General features: G+C 64.5%; 17 protein-coding genes. 8 read left to right on the top strand and 9 right to left on the bottom strand.

Features of this window, described 5'->3' with window-relative positions; all coding sequences use genetic code 11:
* Positions 1-27: 27 nt before the first annotated feature.
* From F3J19_RS30760 to F3J19_RS30740, 5 genes are all read right to left on the bottom strand, one after another.
* Positions 28-2,391 carry an EAL domain-containing protein gene (locus F3J19_RS30760; RefSeq protein WP_167050008.1) on the bottom strand — a complete coding sequence of 788 codons (2,364 nt, stop codon included), beginning with the start codon at positions 2,389-2,391 and terminating at the stop codon, positions 28-30.
* Between the two features lie 532 nt (positions 2,392-2,923).
* Positions 2,924-3,823, bottom strand: a complete 900-nt coding sequence (locus F3J19_RS30755) for a PhzF family phenazine biosynthesis protein (protein WP_167050006.1) — start codon at positions 3,821-3,823, stop codon at positions 2,924-2,926.
* Between the two features lie 254 nt (positions 3,824-4,077).
* The gene (locus tag F3J19_RS30750; RefSeq protein WP_167050004.1) at positions 4,078-4,542 is read right to left on the bottom strand and encodes a RidA family protein; all 465 of its coding nucleotides are present in this window, start codon (positions 4,540-4,542) and stop codon (positions 4,078-4,080) included.
* A 98-nt stretch (positions 4,543-4,640) separates the two neighbouring features.
* Entirely contained in the window at positions 4,641-5,837 is a 1,197-nt protein-coding gene (locus F3J19_RS30745; RefSeq protein ID WP_167050002.1) for a PLP-dependent aminotransferase family protein, read from the bottom strand.
* Positions 5,838-5,955: 118 nt separating this feature from the next.
* A complete protein-coding gene (locus F3J19_RS30740) occupies positions 5,956-6,645 on the bottom strand; it encodes a VOC family protein (RefSeq protein ID WP_167050000.1) in 690 nt (229 codons plus the stop codon).
* 288 nt (positions 6,646-6,933) lie between these two features.
* On the opposite strand from F3J19_RS30740, the gene F3J19_RS30735 reads away from it, so the two are divergent.
* The 4 genes from F3J19_RS30735 (at position 6,934) to F3J19_RS30720 (ending at position 12,012) form a co-directional block, all read left to right on the top strand.
* Entirely contained in the window at positions 6,934-8,388 is a 1,455-nt protein-coding gene (locus F3J19_RS30735) for a PLP-dependent aminotransferase family protein (RefSeq protein WP_167049998.1), read from the top strand.
* Positions 8,389-8,594: 206 nt separating this feature from the next.
* Entirely contained in the window at positions 8,595-10,493 is a 1,899-nt protein-coding gene (htpG, locus tag F3J19_RS30730) for a molecular chaperone HtpG (RefSeq protein ID WP_167049996.1), read from the top strand.
* Positions 10,494-10,795: 302 nt separating this feature from the next.
* On the top strand, positions 10,796-11,521 hold the full coding sequence (locus F3J19_RS30725; RefSeq protein ID WP_167049994.1) for a chorismate lyase: 726 nt from the start codon (positions 10,796-10,798) through the stop codon (positions 11,519-11,521).
* Positions 11,518-12,012 (top strand): DNA-deoxyinosine glycosylase, encoded by a 495-nt coding sequence (locus F3J19_RS30720; RefSeq protein WP_167049992.1) that lies wholly within the window; start codon positions 11,518-11,520, stop codon positions 12,010-12,012. The genes F3J19_RS30725 and F3J19_RS30720 overlap by 4 nt, the downstream gene beginning before the upstream one ends.
* A 50-nt stretch (positions 12,013-12,062) precedes the next feature.
* Here the strand turns inward: F3J19_RS30720 and F3J19_RS30715 are convergent, their stop codons facing one another.
* Positions 12,063-12,377 carry a CcdB family protein gene (locus F3J19_RS30715; protein WP_167049990.1) on the bottom strand — a complete coding sequence of 105 codons (315 nt, stop codon included), beginning with the start codon at positions 12,375-12,377 and terminating at the stop codon, positions 12,063-12,065.
* Positions 12,377-12,622 carry a type II toxin-antitoxin system CcdA family antitoxin gene (locus tag F3J19_RS30710; RefSeq protein WP_167049988.1) on the bottom strand — a complete coding sequence of 82 codons (246 nt, stop codon included), beginning with the start codon at positions 12,620-12,622 and terminating at the stop codon, positions 12,377-12,379. Before F3J19_RS30710 ends, F3J19_RS30715 begins: the two co-directional genes overlap by 1 nt.
* 216 nt (positions 12,623-12,838) lie before the next feature.
* Here F3J19_RS30710 and F3J19_RS30705 point away from each other — a divergent pair, with 216 nt between their 5' ends.
* The 4 genes from F3J19_RS30705 (at position 12,839) to F3J19_RS30685 (ending at position 16,619) form a co-directional block, all read left to right on the top strand.
* Positions 12,839-13,300: an MEKHLA domain-containing protein gene (locus F3J19_RS30705; protein ID WP_205193393.1), complete on the top strand. Its 462-nt coding sequence runs from the start codon at positions 12,839-12,841 to the stop codon at positions 13,298-13,300.
* 268 nt (positions 13,301-13,568) lie between these two features.
* Complete coding sequence (locus tag F3J19_RS30695; protein ID WP_167049984.1) at positions 13,569-14,531, top strand: spermidine synthase; 963 nt, start codon at positions 13,569-13,571, stop codon at positions 14,529-14,531.
* Positions 14,532-14,829: 298 nt separating this feature from the next.
* Complete coding sequence (locus F3J19_RS30690; protein WP_167049982.1) at positions 14,830-15,072, top strand: DUF3311 domain-containing protein; 243 nt, start codon at positions 14,830-14,832, stop codon at positions 15,070-15,072.
* The gene (locus F3J19_RS30685; RefSeq protein ID WP_167049980.1) at positions 15,069-16,619 is read left to right on the top strand and encodes a sodium:solute symporter family protein; all 1,551 of its coding nucleotides are present in this window, start codon (positions 15,069-15,071) and stop codon (positions 16,617-16,619) included. The genes F3J19_RS30690 and F3J19_RS30685 overlap by 4 nt, the downstream gene beginning before the upstream one ends.
* 289 nt (positions 16,620-16,908) lie before the next feature.
* Here F3J19_RS30685 and F3J19_RS30680 read toward each other — a convergent pair whose 3' ends face one another.
* Positions 16,909-17,328 (bottom strand): VOC family protein, encoded by a 420-nt coding sequence (locus F3J19_RS30680; RefSeq protein ID WP_167049978.1) that lies wholly within the window; start codon positions 17,326-17,328, stop codon positions 16,909-16,911.
* Positions 17,329-17,741: 413 nt separating this feature from the next.
* Positions 17,742-18,695, bottom strand: a complete 954-nt coding sequence (gene tal / locus F3J19_RS30675) for a transaldolase (RefSeq protein WP_167049976.1) — start codon at positions 18,693-18,695, stop codon at positions 17,742-17,744.
* Positions 18,696-18,909 lie beyond the last annotated feature (214 nt).

Below are 18,909 nucleotides of genomic sequence, written 5' to 3'. Positions count from 1 at the left end.
ACGGGAGCCCGTGCGCGGGCCCCGTCCTTAAGGGTTGGTGCTCGACACGCTGCTCGTGTTGTCGGTTTCCCGCGTGGCGTGGCGGTCGCCCGCGTTGCCGAGGCCGCATACGCCGAAGCGTTCGAGCAGTGCCGGGATCGCCTCCACCGGCACCGGCCGCGAGAACAGGAAGCCCTGCGCCTCGATATGGCCGAGCGCCGCGAGCCATGCAATCTGCTCTTCGGTTTCCGTGCCCTCGACCACCACCGTGAGCCCGAGCGAGCGCGCGAGATTGACGATCGCCGTGACCATCACGCAGACGCTGCGGTCGCCCGGGATGGCCTGGACGAACGAGCGGTCCACCTTGAGCGTATCGACCGAGAAGCGGTTCAGATACGAGAGCGACGAATAGCCGGTGCCGAAATCGTCGAGCGCGATGCGCACGCCGAGACGCTTGAGCGCGAAGATTTTTTCGGAGACGACTTCGGGATATTCCATCATCGTCGTCTCGGTGATCTCGAGTTCGAGGCGGCGCGCCGAGATGCCGGTTTCCTCGATCGCGTGCGAGATCGTTTCGTACAGGTCGCCGCGCCAGAACTGCACGGCCGAAATGTTCACCGCGAGCGACAGCGTGTCGTAGCCCTGTTGCTGCCACTGCGCGAGTTGCCGGCAGGCGGTTTCGATCACGAAGTCGCCGATCGGCACGATGAGGCCGGTCGATTCCGCAACCGGAATGAACTCGTTGGCCGGAATCAGCCCGTGCTGCGGATGATTCCAGCGCACCAGCGCTTCGAAGCCGGTAATGCAGCGCTGCGTCAGATCGATCTTCGGCTGATAGGCGAGGAACAGCTGGCCTTCGCTGAGCGCGACGCGCAATTGCTGTTCCCACTTCATCAGATGGTCCGCGCGATGCGACAGATGCGGCGAATAGAACTGGTAGCAGTTCTTGCCGGCGTCTTTCGCGCTGTACATCGCGAGGTCGGCTTTCTTGAGCAGGTCGATTTCGTTTTCGTTCGCGACCGAGTACAGCGCGATGCCGATGCTCGCATGCAGTACGAACGAGCTGCCGCGGACCTCGAACGGTTTCGAGAACGCTTCGCCGGCCGCTTCGGCGAGCGCGACCGCGCGCTTCTCGACGTCGTCGCCCTTGAGCACGACGACGAACTCGTCGCCGCCGATGCGCGAGAGCGCGCCGCCTTCGCCGACCGCCGCGGCGAGGCGCGAGGCGGTCATCTGCAGCACGATGTCGCCGGCATTGTGGCCGAGTGTGTCGTTGACGGTCTTGAAGTTGTCGAGATCGATGAAGAGGATCGCGAGACGCCCGAGATTGGACGGCTGCGCGACGTCGTGGCGCAGCGCCTGCAGCGTCGCGTAGCGGTTGCGCAGGCCGGTCAGCAGATCGTATTCGACGAGGTGCGTCATCTCGCGCTCGCGGCCGAGCAGCTTGCCGATCAGTCCGGTCGCGACCGCGAAGAAGCTCAGCATCGCGAGCGAGATGAAGCCCGCCATCAGCAGATAGACGTTGCGCGTGTGGTTGTAGTCGGCGAATTCTTCGGCTTGCGAAAGACCGACCAGCACGCCGAGCGGATAGCCGTCGATATGCCGGTACGAGACGATGCGCGTGACGCCGTCGATCGAATCGACGTAGGTGCCCGACACGTGTTCCGAAGTCGGATACGTGCCGCTCGCGGTGAAGGTGCCGCTCGCATCGTTGGTGCGGCCGGTGCGCCGCGCGAGCACGGTGCCGTTGTCCGAGATCACCGCGATCACGCCTTCGCGGCCGATGGCGGCGTTGTTGTAGAAGTCGGACGTGAAATAGCCGGGGTCTTCCGAGACCACGACGACGCCCGCGAACGAGCCGTCTGGATGATTGAGGCGGCGCGTCATCTGCAAGGTCCAGTGACCCGACACGCGGCCGAGCACCGGCTTGCTGATGTACAGCTGGTCGTCGTTCTCGTGTTCGTGGACCTTGAAGTGCTCGCGGTCGGACAGATCGATGTGCTTCGGGTTGAGTTCGGCCGTATTGGCGATCAGCTTGCCGTGTTCGTCGATCAGCGAGACCTGGACGAGTGTTTCGCTTTGCACGACGCCTTTTTCGACGGTGCTCGCGAGATCGAAATGATTCGGCGTTTTTTCAAACTCGTATTTGACGAAGCGCGTGATCTGATCGACCTGGTGAATCGCCTTGATCGTATGCTGTTCGAGTGCCGCGGAAAGAATCGCGGAAGAGGCCATGGCCTCGCGGTAAGTCGCTTCTTTTTCCACCGACAGCCGCGCGAAAATCACGGTCCAAAGCAGGATCAGGACCAGCACGCCGAGCGCGGGAATGACGAGCAACGCCCGCCGGCGCGTGAATGCCGGGTCGCGGCGCGGCCTGGCTTCGCGCGGGTCGGAGAAGCGGGACTGACTCATCGTGAGGCCCGTTGCCGGGTATGGGCTCGGCATGAATGCCCGGGCATCGACTGCGCTGATTTCATGGATGGCTGCATGGTGACCGAGAGGGTGCCAAAGCTGCTGCGCAGAAGGGGCGGGCGTGGCGCCGTGCCTGACAGTCCACAGATCATCGAATTCCTTCCGATATTACTGAATGAGGTTGGATTAAGGAAGCGTCAGGGCATGGGGTATACGCTGGCGCGGCGCGCACTTGCCTTGAACCGGATTGGCCCTGCATGCCGGCAATGTTTATGCCGCAATACATGCGTGATTTCTCGAATAGGTTTTCTCGAACGGCATGGACCTGCGTGGGTTTTCCGGTCGCGCATCGGTCATTCAATATGCATGGGTTGCAATTGCCATGCCTTACGATGCGGCCTTTTGTGGTTCGGCGCGGCAAGATAGGGCGTCAGGTGATGCCGCCCGAGCGTGCCTGCGCCTTGCCCGAGTGATGTCGCTATGCAACGTGCGTTGCTTGCGGCGTCGCTCATCGGGCCGCTTATCGGGCCATTCACGTCAGCCGGCACGTACCGTCGACGATCGTCACCGAAGGCCCGCCGATCCAGATCTTGCCGCGCGCATCGTCGTAAAGAACCGACACCTCGCCCGCGCGCCCGAGCACGGTGCCTTGACGCACCGTGTAGCGCGGGCCGGGCCGCCGTTGCTGCGCGTTCAGCAGACCCGCGAGCGCGGCGTTGGCGCTGCCCGTCACCGGGTCTTCGCCGACGCCGAAAGCGCGGCCCGCCATCAGGCAGCGGACTTCGAACGTCGCGGGACCCTCGGCGTCGTGCGGACCGTAGACCGCGAGCCCATGCGTGTCGGCCGCGTGCACGAGGTCGGCGAGCGCGGCCGCGTCGGGTTCGAGCGCGAGACAGCTGCGCGCCGAATCGACCCGCACGACGAGCCACGGCGCACCGTTGTCGACCGCGCACGGGGTGGCGCTGAAATCGATCGCATTGCTACGTAAAGCCGCCGCAAGTGTTTCGTAATGGCGTTCGGCCAGCGGCGTGACGCGCGCGGGCGGCGCAGCGAAGGCCCATGCGTTGCGTGTGCCGTCGGCGTCATGCAAGGCTTCGAGTTCGATGAGCCCGACGCCGCACTGCTGGATCAGCTTGCCGTCCTGCTTCGGCCGATAACCGCTTTCGAGCAGCGCATGCGCGGTGCCGAGCGTCGGATGGCCCGCGAACGGCAATTCGCCGCCCGGCGTGAAGATGCGCACGCGATAGTCGGCGGCCGGATCGGTGGGCGTCGAGAGAAAGGTGGTTTCGGACAGATTGGTCCAGCGCGCGATGGCCTGCATCTGCTTCGTATCGAGCGCGTCGGCATCGAATACGACGGCCAGCGGGTTTCCTTTGAACGGCGTCGACGTGAAGACGTCGACCTGTTTGAAACGGACGGTGTGAGCGGGCATCGGCATGATTCGGCGCATCCGGCGTGAAGGGCGTTCGCGGATTCTATCCGTGTCCGCGCTGCCGATCCAGTTCGCTCGATAAGCCAAACGCGCCGCAGGTGGCTCACACTCTGCGGCGCGTTTCAAATGCCATGCGCGGTGAATTGCGCGTGAACGGTTCGTTAATTGTTTGCGACGGCGGGCCGATGCCGACGGTATCGCCGTGCCATGTCACGCTCCGCGCGAATCCGCACGACCCGTCGATGCGCGATGCCTTATTCGACCTCGGCGATCATCTCGATCTCGACGCATGCGCCGAGCGGAATCTGCGCGACGCCGAACGCCGAGCGCGCATGCTTGCCGCGCTCGCCGAACACGTCGGCGATCAGTTCGGACGCGCCGTTCGTGACCAGATGCTGCTCGGTAAATTCGAGCGTCGAATTGACGAGGCTCATCAGCTTGACGATGCGCTTGACGCGGTTCAGATCGCCGACGTGCGCATGCAGCGTGGCGAGCAGATCGATCGCGATCGAGCGCGCCGCAGCCTTGCCTTCTTCGGTATCGAGCGTCGCACCGAGCTTGCCGGCCCACACCTTGCCGTCCTTTTTGGCGATGTGGCCGGACAGGTAAACCGTGTTGCCGCTTTGCGCGCTCATCACATAGGCGGCGGCCGGCGCGCCCGCCGACGGCAGTTCGATGCCCAGTTCCTTGAGCTTGTCGTACACGTTCGATTGAGCCATGTTGAGTCCTCGATTCAGTGAGATTGCGTTAATGAAGACGGGGCGAAGTTTGCGCGTACAGCGCGCCGGCTTCGCCCCGATGCCGCCTGGGCGGGCGTTCAGAGCTTCGCGCGCACGAGCGCGGCGAGACGCGCGACACCTTCGTCGATTTTAGCCGGCGGCACCGTGACGAACGACAGGCGCAGCGTATTGTGCTGGGCCTCGTTCGCAAAGAACGGGCCGCCCGGCACGAACGCGACGTTCTGCGCGACCGCTTCCTCGAGCAGCTTCATGCTGTCGATCTGCGCGGGCAGATCGACCCAGATGAACATGCCGCCTTCCGGACGGTTCCAGCTCACGCCCTCAGGCATGCAGCGCGCGAGCGCGGCGAGCATCGCCTCGCACTGGTTGCGATACAGCTCGCGGATGGTCGGCACGTGCGTGTCGAGAAAGCCGTCCTTGATGACTTCGTGGACGATGCGCTGCGTGAAGCTCGGCGTGTGCAGGTCGGTGGCCTGCTTGGCCTGCACGAGCTTGAAGATCAGCTCTTCGGGCGCAATGATGAAGCCGACCCGCAGACCCGGTGCAAGCACCTTCGAGAACGAGCCGAGGTAGACGATGTGATCGGGCGCCATCGACAGCATCGTCGGCAGCGGTTCGCCCGCGTAGTCGAGCGCGCCGTAGGGGTCGTCCTCGATCACCGGGAACGGCGCGGTCTTGGCGAATTCGGCGAGCGCGCGGCGGCGCTCGACCGGCAGGCGGCGGCCGGTCGGATTCTGGAAGTTCGGCTGCGCGTAGAGCAGGCGCGCGCCCTGGGTCAGTTCCGGCTTCAGGCCTGCGGGGATCAGCCCTTGCTCGTCGGTCGGCACCTGCACGTAGCGCGGCTCGTACATCGAGAACGATTGCAGCGCGCCGAGGTAGGTCGGCGTTTCGACCAGCACCGGGCTATCCGGGCAGACCAGCACCTTGCCGAGCAGATCGAGCGCCTGCTGTGAGCCGGTCGTAATCAGCACCTGCGACGCTCGGATCTGCACCCCGTTGCTCGAATAGCGCTGCGCGATCCATTCGCGCAGCGGCAGATAGCCTTCGGTCGCGCTGTATTGCAGCGCGGCGGCGGGCGTGTCGCGCAGGATGCGGTCGGCGGCTTCGCGCATGCGCTCGGCCGGGAAGGTGGCCGGCGCGGGCAGGCCGCCTGCGAACGAAATGACCTCGGGCCGCTCCGTTACCTTCAGGATCTCCCGAATCGCGGAGCTCGTGAGCTTGCGCGCGCGTTCGGACAATTGCCACGTCGGGGCTTTCAGGTCGCTTTGGTCCATGCTCTCCTCTGCTTGGTATTTCTGGAACCGGTCAAATTATCGATTATCGCGCGACTCGGCGGGGAGCGCCGCTGGAGCAGGCCACCGGGCACGAAACCGCAGGGTCGCACGCGCTGCTTTATGCGAGGGTCCGCGGGCCCTCGGGTGTTTCGAATTCGGCGACGAGCGCCGCGGCGCCGTCGCTAGGCTGCACGTCGAGCAGATGCGCGGCGCCGAGCCAGCGCAATTGCTCGCCGATCAGTTTGGCCTGCGGATGCACGGCTCTCAGCGTCTTCAACGCGAGATTCGCCGGCGCCAGCACCTGCGACGGCTGCCGCGTCGTCTCCCACTGGATCAGCGAGGGCAGCACGCCGTCGCCGGCACCTTGCCAGGCCGGGAACGCGCCGTCGTCGGGCACGGTCAGGCCCCATGTGAAATCGCCGCGCGTCATCGGCACGACCGGCGCAATGCGCTGCGGATACTGCGCTTGCCAGGTCGCGAGATGCCTCGGCCGCTCGACGCGCGCGACCCAGTGCGACAGATACGGCCCGTTTTCGAGCCGCGCGTGCGTCGCCGGGTCGTCGAGCGCGAAGAAGCGCGGGCGCGGCGTGCCGCTCCCGGCCTCCGCCGGCGCATGCGGATCGAGCGCAATCACTTCCAGATAGACGCCGCCCCACAGGCTCAGCAGGCGGTTGTGCGTGCGCATCAGCGGATGCGCGACGCCGCCCGCCGGCGCGACGCCGAGTCTCGCGGCGACGTACTGGACACCCTCGTCGAGGGTGCGGGCGGAAATCACGAGGTGATCGAGACTGAGCGAATGAGCTGTCATGGCTAAGCGACGCGGAGCGGCGAAAACGGGGGGCTGGCAACGAGGCCGCAGCGCGCGAGGTGTACAGGCGGCGCTGCCGGGGCCGTAAGCATAACCGTTTGCCGGATCGGCGGGCCATGCGGATGGCTGGCGGAGCGTGGTAGGCAGTCCGCTGCGGCGCGCTTGCAACGTATTTGCGAGGTCTGCGCGCCGCGCCATCACGCTTCGTGACGCTTCAATGTAACGGCCGCGACCGGCACAGTAACGGTACAATCGACGCGATACTATTCGGTACAGTTGGAGCCCGTCATGTCCGTCCCGCTTGCCCAGATTCCCGCCCCACACGACACGGCGTCGCTGACGCTGGTCGAGCAGCTCGTCCAGTGGGCGTGCCGCCGCATCGAGGAGCGCGTGTTCCGCCCCGGCATGCGCATGCCGTCGATCCGCAAGCTCGCGCTCGACAAGGGCGTGTCGCGCTTCACGGTGGTCGAGGCGTACGAGCGGCTGGTCGCGCAAGGCTATCTGGAATCGCGGCGCGGCTCCGGCTTCTACGTGCGCGAGCGGCAGAGCAGCGCGACGTTCAGCGAACTGCCCCCGCGCGCCGAAACCTTACCCGCGCCGGCGAATATCGACGTCGTCTGGCTGCTGCGCAACATGCTCCACACCGGCGCGCGGCCCGAGCGCAGCCCCGGCCTCGGCTACCTGCCGGCGCGCTGGCTCGACGGCGACCTGATTACCAATGCGCTGCGCACGCTTGGCCGGCAAAGCGGCGCGCAGATGCTCGGCATCGGCACCGCGCAGGGTTTTCTGCCGCTGCGCCAGCAATTGCAGACGCGGCTCGAGGAACTGGAGATCGGCGCGTCGCCCGAGCAGATCGTGATGGTGTCGGGTGTCACGCAGGCGATCGACCTGATTTCGCGCATTTACGTGAAGCCGGGCGATGCGGTGATCGTCGGCGATCCGGCGTGGTTCCAGATGTTCGCCTGTTTCGCCGCGCAGGGCGCGCGGCTCGTCGGCATGCCGTACACGCCGGACGGCCCCGATCTCGACGCGCTCGAAGCGCTCGTGCAGGAATGGCGGCCGAAAATGCTCGTCATCAACTCGGTGCTGCAGAACCCGACCGGCACGTCGCTCTCCGCCGCCCAGGCGTTCCGCATCCTGCGCCTCGCCGAGGCGTACGACTTCATCGTCGTCGAGGACGACATCTACGGCGACCTGTGCCCGCCCGGCTACCCGGGCACGCGGCTCGCGAGCCTCGATCAGCTGAAGCGCGTGATCTACCTCGGCAGCTTTTCGAAGACGCTCGCACCGAATCTGCGCGTCGGCTTTATCGCGTGCGGGCCGGACGTCGCGCGGGTGGTCAGCAACCAGAAGATGCTGGTCGGCATGACAAGCCCCGAACTCAACGAGCGCGTGATCTACAAGATTCTGACCGAAGGCCACTACCGGCGGCACGTCGAGCGCGTGCGCGCGCGGCTCGACGGCGTGCGCGACAAAGCCGTGCGGGTACTCGAAAAGACCGGCCTGAAACTGTTTCTGACGCCGACGGCCGGCATGTTCCTGTGGGCCGACACCGGCGTCGACGCGGGCGCGCTCGCCGCGGCCGGGCACGAGGCCGGCTTCCTGCTGACGCCGGGCGGGCTGTTTTCGCCGCAGCAGTCGCCGAGCACGTGGATGCGCTTCAATATCGCCAATTGCGGCGATCCGGAATTGCCGGCGTTTCTGAGCCGCTATCTCGACGGCGTCGCGCGCCGCCCGGCCTGAACTGTCCGGCCCCCCTTGAAACCGCGCCGGGGCGTCCCCATTTGCGCGAACGATCCGGCGCGGCCTCGCTCGCACTTTGATGTGAGCCTCGGCCCGCCCGCGGGACCCGGACGCGGGTTCGAACCCCGGTTCGCCGCGGTTCGATACCTTGTCGCCCGGCACCCCATCGCCCGAAACCTGATTCGCAACAGAGAGGAAGTCCGACCATGGCCCAAGAAACCATGAGCTTTCAGGCAGAAGTGAAGCAGCTTCTGCAACTGATGATCCATTCGCTGTACAGCAACAAGGAAATCTTTCTGCGCGAGCTGATCTCGAACGCGTCCGACGCGGCCGACAAGCTGCGCTTCGAAGCGATCGAAAACAGCGCGCTGTACGAAAACGATCCGAACCTGCGGATTCGCGTCTCGTACGACAAGGCTGCGCGCACCGTCACGATCGACGACAACGGCATCGGCATGAGCCGCGACGAAGCGATCGCGAACCTCGGCACGATCGCGCGCTCGGGCACCAAGGAGTTCTTCGGCAAGCTGTCGGGCGACCAGCAGAAGGATGCGGCGCTGATCGGCCAGTTCGGCGTGGGCTTCTACTCGGGCTTTATCGTTGCCGACAGGATCACGGTCGAGACGCGCCGCGCCGGTTTGCCGGCCGCCGAAGGCGTTCGCTGGGAAAGCGCGGGCGAGGGCGATTTCGCGGTCGAGCAGATCGAGCGCGCCGCGCGCGGCACGACCATCACGCTGCATCTGCGTGCCGACGAGGACGAACTGCTGTCGTCGCATCGCCTGAAGTCGATCATCCAGAAGTACTCGGACCACGTCGCGCTGCCGATCCTGATGCAGAAGGAAGAGTGGGACGCGGAAAAGAGCGAGATGGTCACGAAGGACGAGGACGAGACCGTCAACCAGGCGAGTGCGCTGTGGACCCGCTCGAAGAATGACATCAGCGACGAGCAGTACAGGCAGTTCTATCAGCACATCTCGCACGATCATCAGGACCCGCTCACGTGGACGCATAACCGCGTCGAAGGCCGCAGCGAATACACGCAACTGCTGTACGTGCCGGCGCACGCGCCGTTCGACCTGTGGAACCGCGAGCAGCGCGGCGGCCTGAAGCTGTACGTGAAGCGCGTGTTCATCATGGACGACGCCGAGCAACTGCTGCCCACGTATCTGCGCTTCGTGAAGGGCGTGGTCGATTCGGCCGATCTGCCGCTCAACGTATCGCGCGAAATCCTGCAGGAAAGCCGCGACGTGAAGGCGATTCGCGAAGGCGTGACGAAGCGCGCGCTGTCGATGCTCGAAGAACTTGCCAATTCGGACAACGACGCCGACAAGGAAAAGTACGCGGGCTTCTGGAAGGAATTCGGCCAGGTGCTGAAGGAAGGCATCGGCGAGGATTTCGCCAATCGCGAGCGCATCGCGAAGCTCGTGCGTTTTGCGACGACGCATACGGGCACGGCCGAACAGACCGTGGCGCTGGCCGACTACGTCGCGCGCATGAAGCCCGAGCAGAGCAAGATCTACTACGTGACCGCCGATACCTGGCAGGCCGCCGCGCATAGCCCGCACCTCGAAGTGTTCCGCAAGAAGGGCGTCGAAGTGCTGCTGCTGACCGATCGCGTCGACGAATGGATGCTGTCGTTCCTCAACGAATTCGACGGCAAGCCGCTGCAAAGCGTCGCGCGCGGCGACCTCGATCTCGGCGCGCTGAACGACGAGGAAAAGGCGGCGCAGGAGAAGGTCGGCGAGGAGTTCAAGCCGCTCGTCGAGAAGATGAAGGACGCGCTGAAGGACAAGGCGAAGGACGTGCGTCTGACGTTCCGCCTGACCGATTCGCCGTCGTGCCTCGTTGCCGACGACGGCGAAATGAGCGGCTACCTGCAGCGCATGCTGAAGGCCGCGGGCCAGGATGCGCCGTCGTTCCATCCGATTCTCGAAGTGAATCCGGAGCACGCGCTCGTGAAGGGCCTGCATGCCGATAGCGCGAATTTCGACGACTGGTGCCATCTGCTGTTCGATCAGGCGCTGCTCGCGGAAGGCGGCTCGCTCGAAGACCCGGCGAGCTTCGTGAAGCGCACCAATGCGTTGCTGCTGTCGCGCGCGGGTTGAACGTGAGTCGGGGGCGTTGATGTCGTTGCTGGATTGACGCTCCCTGGTTGAGAAAATGCGCTGCTTTGGCAGCGCATTTTTTTGCGCCCGAGGTTTTGCGCCCGGAGTTTTGTACCCGAGGTTTTGCGACCGATGAGGCGAACGGGTGCGGTGAGTTGTTTCGCTTGGCTGGTTTTTGTCTGACGCGTTTTTCGCATGCACTGGTGCGTTTGCATTTGCGTTATGCGTCAGATTGCAGAAGTGGCGCCGTGAACTGCCGCGATGAAGAGGGCTGCAAGACCGCGCCGCTATAATCCGACACCATGCCTATCCGTTTCGATCCCGCCGACGCGCACTGGCGTGTCGCACCTTTGCCCACCTTCAGCGCCGCGCAGAAAGACTGGCTGACTCGCGGCGGTTCCCTGACTGCTCATCTGCGTGCGCTCGGCGCGGTCGCGGTGCGCGTGACGCGCGAAGCGGTCGCGCTACCATGGGCCGACGAAGCCGCCGCGCTCGGACTCGCGCCGCGCGCGCCGGTATGGGTGCGCGAGGTCGTGCTGTCGGTCGAGGGTGTGCCGTTCGTCGCCGCGCATAGCGTGACGCCGCGCGCGGCGAGCGTCGGCGTGTGGCAGGCGACGCGGCGGCTGCGCACGCGGCCGCTCGCCGAATTGCTGTATAGCGACAGCAGCGTCGCACGCTCGTCGCTGGTGAGCCGCAGGGTGGGGGCGCGTCATCCGCTGTATGCGCTGGCGGCGCGGGAAATCGGCGCGGGCGTGGCGCGCGCGCCGCATGTGCTGGTCGCGCGCCGCTCGGTGTTCGAGCGGCATGGCGCGCCTTTGATGGTGACGGAGTGTATGCTGCCGGCGCTGTGGGCGTGTGTGGGGGCGTTGAGTGTTTCTGGGGCTTCAGGGGCTTCAGGGGCTTCGGGTGAAGACGGCGGTGTTGCTGCACGCGGGGATACCGTGCACGCCGCGCATACGGCCTATGCCCACCAGCGCGAACACGGCCGCCCGCTCGCGCGATGCCGTGACGAAGGCCATCGCTCATGACGCTCAAACGCTGCTTTCCGCCGGTCGTCGATGCCCATACGCGGGTGCTGATTCTGGGCAGCTTGCCGGGCGAGATGTCGTTGGCGCATGGGCAGTACTATGCGCATAAGCAGAACAAGTTCTGGGCGCTTGTTGGGGAGGCAATAGAGCAAAATCTGGTCGGTATGGACTATGCAACTCGTCTCGATAAGCTGCTCGAATACCGCATCGGTTTATGGGACGTCGTTGCAGAGGCCCGTCGTATCGGGAGTCTCGATAGCCGCATACGCGACCATGCGAGCAATGACCTGGTCGCTCTTGTCGATACATTGCCGAATCTGGTCACCATCGCCTTCAATGGCGGGACCGCAGCCAAAATCGGCATGAATGCGCTTGGCGAGCGCGGTGGGCAATATAGACTGCTCCGCCTGCCATCAAGCAGTCCCGCCTATGCCACAGTCCCATACGCAGAAAAGTTGGCCGTTTGGCGGCAACTGCGGGAATCGAATTGACGCGTCCGAACGTGGTCTCGCGTCAGCGGGAATCCTGGCGTGTCTGGTGGTTACCAACGGCCAAACAATCGGTCTAGCGCTGAAATAATCTCGTCTTGCCGGTGATGCAGCGACGTAACGGATTGGCTTAATTCAGTGCGTGGAATCGCGCTCAGTGTCGGCGTATCCAGCATGCACTCGATGCCTTCGATCGTGAAAACAGGTATCAGGTCAGGCGGAAGAGGAACTGGGGCAAAGCTGTCCAATCGTCGCAACGGGATAACCACGCGTGTCGCCAGACCGGATAAATGGTTGCCTTGGACATCAACAACATAAGGCACCGCTGGACGTTGGCCCGGATTGGGAAATACGTCGAAACGGGCCATCAGAACGCCCGGTATTGAGCGAGCGGCAGGCCATCGCGCTCAACCATCTCGTTATAGGCCTCGATAAAACCGGCGTACTTGATGGCCCACTGGCGATCCTTTTCCACTTGAACGGCTTGACGCAGTGCCCGCTCGCAAGTTTGCGAGAAATTGATACCGAGTGCCTTGGCATCCTTGTAGACGTCTTCGGGCAGGCTAATGTTCGTGGCCCGACGAGGAGTCACATCGGCGGCTGGATGACGCATGGCGTTGCTCCTTATGTGGGTGAATTATGCGCATTTTAGCCCACATAAAAACGTTGAATCTTGATTGGTGAGCGATTGGCCATGCGAGCAACGATTTGGCCGCTTTGGCCGTACGGTTGAACGACGGTACTGTCGGTCAGGCCTGCGGAGTTGGGAGCGGCGGAGTTGGCCCCTTGATAGAATCGCCCGCATTCAATGACAACGGTAACCGATACGATGACGGCATCTCTGAGCAGCGACCTCGACTTCTTCAATCTGCTGGCGGATAACCATTTGCGGCTTGTCGGCACGCCGCTGGTCGAGGGCGGAATCTCCGGCGCCGACGCGGCCCGCTGGCTCTACGAAAGCGCGCCGTTCTGCGTGCTCGCGCACAACACCGACGCCGACCCCCGTTTCATCTACGCGAACGAAGCGGCTCAACGCTGCTTCGAATACGACTGGGACGGCATGACGGCCTTGCGTTCGAGGCTTTCGGCCGAACACCCGAATCGGGACGAGCGCGACAGGTTGCTCGAATCGGTGCGATTGCACGGGTTCGCGACCGGTTATCGCGGCCTGCGCATCTCGAGTTCGGGAAGACGATTCTGGATCGAGGACGTCACGGTCTGGAATCTGCTCGATAGCGAAGGCGTTTATCGGGGGCAGGCCGCAACGTATCGCAACTGGCAGGACGCCTGAGCGCGGCGACAGACGCTTCGGGAGCATCGTATCGGTCTACGGGACGTCGCTGCCAAGGCGCGTCGCGATGGCAGTTTCGCTAGCCGTGTAGTCGATCGATACCGGCTTCTGCGTCTGCCATCGAGCCACCCCGCGCATGCTTGCGTTCCCCATGCGCGCCAGTTCGAAGTAGGGCGGCAGCTTGTCTGCGATTGACGCCGAGTGTTGCCCCGTCGAATGCTATGCTCTCGTTCGACCAAAAATTGCGCCCGTGGCGCGACATCCTCACATGACGAAACTGATCAAGCGCGCTTCGGCCGAGGCGCGTGCTTTCCGTAACCGCGATGCCGACGCCGATGCCGTTGGCGGCAAGCAGAAAATCGCCCGTAATGCCCGCAGTACTTCCCGCGGCGCGGGCCGCACGAACGGCGCCGATAACGACCTGCGCGACCCGAGCGACCTGCGCGACGCGCCGCAAATCGAAGCCCCGCGCAAGCCGCGTTTCGCGCCGGTGACGTTCTCGGAAGAGGGCGGCGTGCGCTACCTGCATTTCGGCACGGAATGGGTGCAAGGCGCGATGCGTCTGCGCAAGCCCGATCACATCGAACTCGAATACGCGCAGCAGATGATGGCCTGGCTGCTGTTCCTCGAAACGCCGAAGCGCATCGTGCAGCTCGGTCTCGGCGCGGCCTCGCTGACCAAATTCGCGCACCGCTTCCTGAAGCGCGCCAAGGTCGAGGCGATCGAAGTGAATCCGGCGGTCGTCGTGGCCGCGCGCACGATGTTCGAGTTGCCGCACGACGACGCGCGCCTGACCGTGCGCGAAGCCGATGCCTGGGACTTCGTCAACGACGGCGCTAACCACGGTACGATCGGCGCGCTGCAGATCGACGTCTACGACGCGACCGCGCGCGGCCCGGTGCTCGACAGCGTCGCCTTCTATCGTGCGGCGCGTGCGTGTCTGAGCGACGCGGGCATCGTCACGGTGAACCTGTTCGGCGACCATCCGAGCTTCGTGCGCAACATGAAGCGTCTTAACGAGGCATTCGACGGCCGCGTGGTTGCGCTGCCCGAAGTGCACGACGGCAATCGCATCGCGATCGCATTCTCGGGCCCGGCGCTCGAGGTGCCGTTCGCGAGGCTCGAAACCCGCGCGAAGCTGATCGAAGCGCAACTCGGCTTGCCGGCGCGCAAGTGGATCAGGGGGCTGCGCGAATCGACGGGGCAGAGCGGCGCTTCGTTTGCGATCTGATCGCCGTAGCGGCTGGCTGAGGTAAGCCGGCCGGCGAGCCGCATCGCGGCGGCGCGTTGCCGCCGCATGGCCTCACGTGCCGCTACGTGCCCCGGCATGCCGATACATACCGCTACGATATGTGCCTTGCCGCGCGCCGTTGCGCCTCGGGTCGTCCCTGCTTGACCGGGCGTTCGGGGCTCCTATACTCTTTCGAAGCTTTCGGGGCGTCCGTGGCCGACCGCGGGACGACCACCCGCTGTGATTCCACCTCCCGTCGACCACGGGCAAACAATTCAAATAGGAAAGAGGAGACGTCATGGCTCACGACGCCGACGTGAAGAAGGCCAGCAAGCACTGGCTCTGGCTGTTGCTGCTGCCCTGGATCGCGATGATCTGGGTGCCGTCCTACAACAAGGTCGAGCCGCAGCTGTTCGATTTCCCGTTCTTTTATTGGTATCAGCTTCTCTGGGTGCTGATCAGCGCGGTCATTACCGCGTTCGTCTACAACAAGACCAAATCCCGCTATACGGGCCGCTCGCAAGGGGGCGCACAACAATGAACCCCATTGCAACGTTCGTCTTCGTTCTGTTTTTTATCGGCGTCACGATTCTCGGTTTCGTCGCGGCGCACTGGCGGCGCGGCGATCTGGCCCATCTCGAAGAGTGGGGGCTCGGCGGCCGGCGCTTCGGCACGATCGTCACGTGGTTCCTGCTCGGCGGCGACCTTTATACCGCCTACACGTTCGTCGCGGTGCCGGCGCTCGTGTTCGGTGCGGGCGCAACCGGTTTCTTCGCGCTGCCGTACACGATCCTGATCTATCCGTTCGCGTTCGTCGTGTTCCCGAAGTTGTGGAGCGTCGCCAAGCGCCACGGCTACGTGACCTCGGCCGACTTCGTCTCGGCGCGTTACGGCAGCCGCATGCTGGCGCTCGCGATCGCCGTGACCGGCATCGTCGCGACGATGCCGTACATCGCGCTGCAACTGGTCGGTATCGAAGTGGTGATCGGCGCGCTCGGTTTCGACACGACCGGCTTCGTCGGCGATCTGCCGCTCATCATCGCGTTCGCGATCCTCGCGGCCTACACGTACACCTCGGGCCTGCGCGCGCCGGCGATGATCGCGGTGGTCAAGGACATCCTGATCTACGTGACGATCTTCGCCGCGATCATCGTGATTCCGCCGCAACTGGGCGGCTTCGGCCATATCTTCGGCGCGGTGCCGCCGGCCAAGCTGCTGCTGAAGTCGCCGGACGTCTCGAATCTGAACGGCTATAGCGCCTACGCGACGCTCGCGGTCGGCTCGGCGCTCGCGCTGTTCCTGTATCCGCACTCGATCACGGCGGTGCTGTCGTCGAAGTCGGGCAACACGATCCGCCGCAACATGGCGCTCTTGCCGGCCTATTCGCTCGTGCTCGGTCTGCTCGCGCTGCTCGGCTTCATGGCGCTCGCGGCCGGCGTGAAGGACATGCCGGAATTCGTGCCGTATTTCAAGGCATTCGGCCCGAACTTCGCGGTGCCGGCGCTGTTCCTGCACTTCTTCCCGTCGTGGTTCGTCGGCGTGGCGTTCGCGGCGATCGGTATCGGCGCGCTGGTGCCGGCGGCGATCATGTCGATCGCGGCGGCGAACCTGTACACGCGTAACGTGCACAAGGAGTTCATCAACCGCAACATGACGCACGAGCAGGAGACCAACGTCGCGAAGCTGGTCTCGCTGATCGTCAAGGTCGGCGCGGTCGCGTTCATTCTCGGCCTGCCGCTCACGTACGCGATCCAGCTGCAACTGCTCGGCGGTATCTGGATCATCCAGACGCTGCCGGCGATCGTGCTCGGTCTCTACACGCGCGTGCTCGACTACCGGGGCCTGCTGATCGGCTGGGCAGCAGGCATCGCGACCGGCACGTGGATGGCGATTTCGCTGAAGCTCGCCGGTTCGATCTTCACGATCCACCTGTTCGGCATGGCGATTCCGGGCTATGCGGCGGTGTGGTCGCTGATCGTGAACCTCGTGGTGGCCGTCGTGGTGAGCCTGCTCGTGCGCGTGGTCGGCATGCAGGGCGGCGAGGACCGCACGAGTCCGGAAGACTATCTGGACATGGCCGAAAGCTGATGGATTTGCGGCTTCCGTCGTTCCGGAGCGGTTCCGGATTTTGATGGCATGCTGAAAACGCAACGCCCGCAGACGAAAGTTTGCGGGCGTTGCTGTTTGTGTGGCGCTTCGTGGCGGGGTGGCGGAGTCGTTTTGCGACGCGTTCATGGTGCGTCACCAGGGCTTGGCTTTGGCTTTGGTTTTGGCCTCTGGCCGGTGCCCCGGCCGTGACCGCCTACCGTGACGCCCGGCGCTGGGCCGGATGGTGCCCGCGCGGTGCGTTCGCCGTATGACTGCCGCGGTGCGCCGCTCAAACCTGCGGCGGCAGCGTAACCATCCACTTCAGGCCGAAGCGGTCTTCCACGATGCCGAACCCTTCGCTCCAGAACGTCTTCTGGAACGGCATCACGACCTGACCGCCATCGGCGAGTGCGTTGAAGCTTTTTTCGGCGATGGCGCTGTCTTCGACGGTCAGCGACAGACTGAAGCCGTTGAACGAACCGGCTGCGGGATCGCAGGCGCCGTCGGAGGCCATCCAGAAGGTCGTGCCGAGCTGCACGTTGGCGTGCATGATCTTGTCCGCGAGTTCGGGGCGCGGCGGGTTGTTCGGGTCGGGCGGCGCATCCCTGAAGTGCATCTTGAAGATCACCTGAGCGCCGAGCTTTTCGCTGTAGTAGTCGAGCGCTTCCTCGCAACGGCCGTTGAAAAACACGTAAGGCTGAACGTACATGATCGTCTCCTTGAAAGATCAGGCGTGGGCCGACTGCCGCCGTTTCTCCGCGCGTGACGGCGAGACGGGGCGGGTGTGGGGTCGATTGTAGTCGTCTGCCGTGCGTGGTTTGTGACGGTGAGGCGCAGGAGTAGGCGGCGTGGTGTGGGAGCGTGCGGACGTCGGGTGCCTTGCGAGTTGGGTATCGGCTTGGGCTGCACAAACGGCAAACGGCGAGAGGCAAACGAAACGGCCCTGAACCGCGAGGTTCAGGGCCGTCCTGTGATGATGCCTTGCGTTGCCGCTGGCCGCCGCGCGACTGGCCGCTTCATACTGCAGAGCGGCAGAGCGGCAGAGCGGCAGAGCGGCAGAGCGGCAGAGCGGCAGAGCGGCAGAGCCGACGGGCCACCGCAACCGCGGCTACGCTCCGCGCATCAACGCAGCGCGTCGATCAGCTTCTCCAGCTTCACCGCGTCCGCCGCAAACGCGCGGATGCCTTCGGCGAGCTTCTCGGTCGCCATCGCGTCGTCGTTGACGAGGAAGCGAAACGATTTTTCGTCGACCGGCACGCGCTCGATGTCCGCGTCGCCCGACATTTGCGCCGACAGCTTGCGCTCGACCGGGTCGCCGCTCTCCTGCAGCTTTTGCAGCAATTCCGGGCTGATGGTCAGCAGATCGCAGCCGGCCAGTTCGAGAATCTGCGAGGTCGTGCGGAAGCTCGCGCCCATCACCTCGGTCTTGTAGCCGAACTTCTTGTAGTACGCGTAGATGCGGCGCACCGACTTGACGCCCGGATCGTTGGCGCCGCCGTCTTTCGCTTCGTCCCACGCGCTGCCGGCGTTCTTCTTGTACCAGTCGTAGATGCGGCCGACGAACGGCGAAATCAGTTGCGCGCCCGCTTCCGCGCAGGCGGCGGCCTGGGCCAGCGAGAACAGCAGCGTCATGTTGCAGTGGATGCCTTCTTTCTGCAGCACCTCGGCCGCGCGCACGCCTTCCCAGGTGGACGCGAGCTTGATGAGCACGCGCTCGCGGCCGATGCCGTGGTCCTTGTACAGCGCGATCAGCTCGCGGCCCTTGGCGATCGAGCCTTCGATGTCGAACGACAGGCGCGCGTCGACTTCGGTCGACACGCGGCCCGGGATGATCTTGAGGATTTCGGTGCCGAACGCGATCAGCAACTGGTCGATGATCGCGCCGACCGGCTTCGACGCATGCGCCTTGACGGTCTTTTCGAGCAGCGGCCGGTAATCGTCCTTCTGCACGGCCTTCAGAATCAGCGACGGATTGGTGGTCGCGTCCCGCGGCTTGTATTGCGCAAGCTGCTGGAAGTCGCCGGTGTCGGCCACGACGGTGGTGTATTGCTTGAGTTGATCGAGTGCGGTTGTCATGTTCGAGCCTTCTGGGCGCGCGTGCGCCGTGGTTCAGGAGAAATGAGATTGCCGCCGTACCGGCAGGAAGAGCCGGTGCCGGCGGCCGCGGGTCACGCCGCAGCGCGTCCCATGATAGGGCTGGGACGCGCTGCCGGATGCATCTATTCTATGGCGGATCGCCGAGGACGGCATAAACGGCGGGCCTTTGCGATCCGTTCGCGCGCATAGGCCG

The sequence above is a fragment of the Burkholderia sp. Ax-1724 genome (assembly GCF_011752995.1).
In the GTDB taxonomy this organism is placed as follows: domain Bacteria; phylum Pseudomonadota; class Gammaproteobacteria; order Burkholderiales; family Burkholderiaceae; genus Paraburkholderia.
This window is presented reverse-complemented; position numbering and strand designations above follow the sequence as displayed.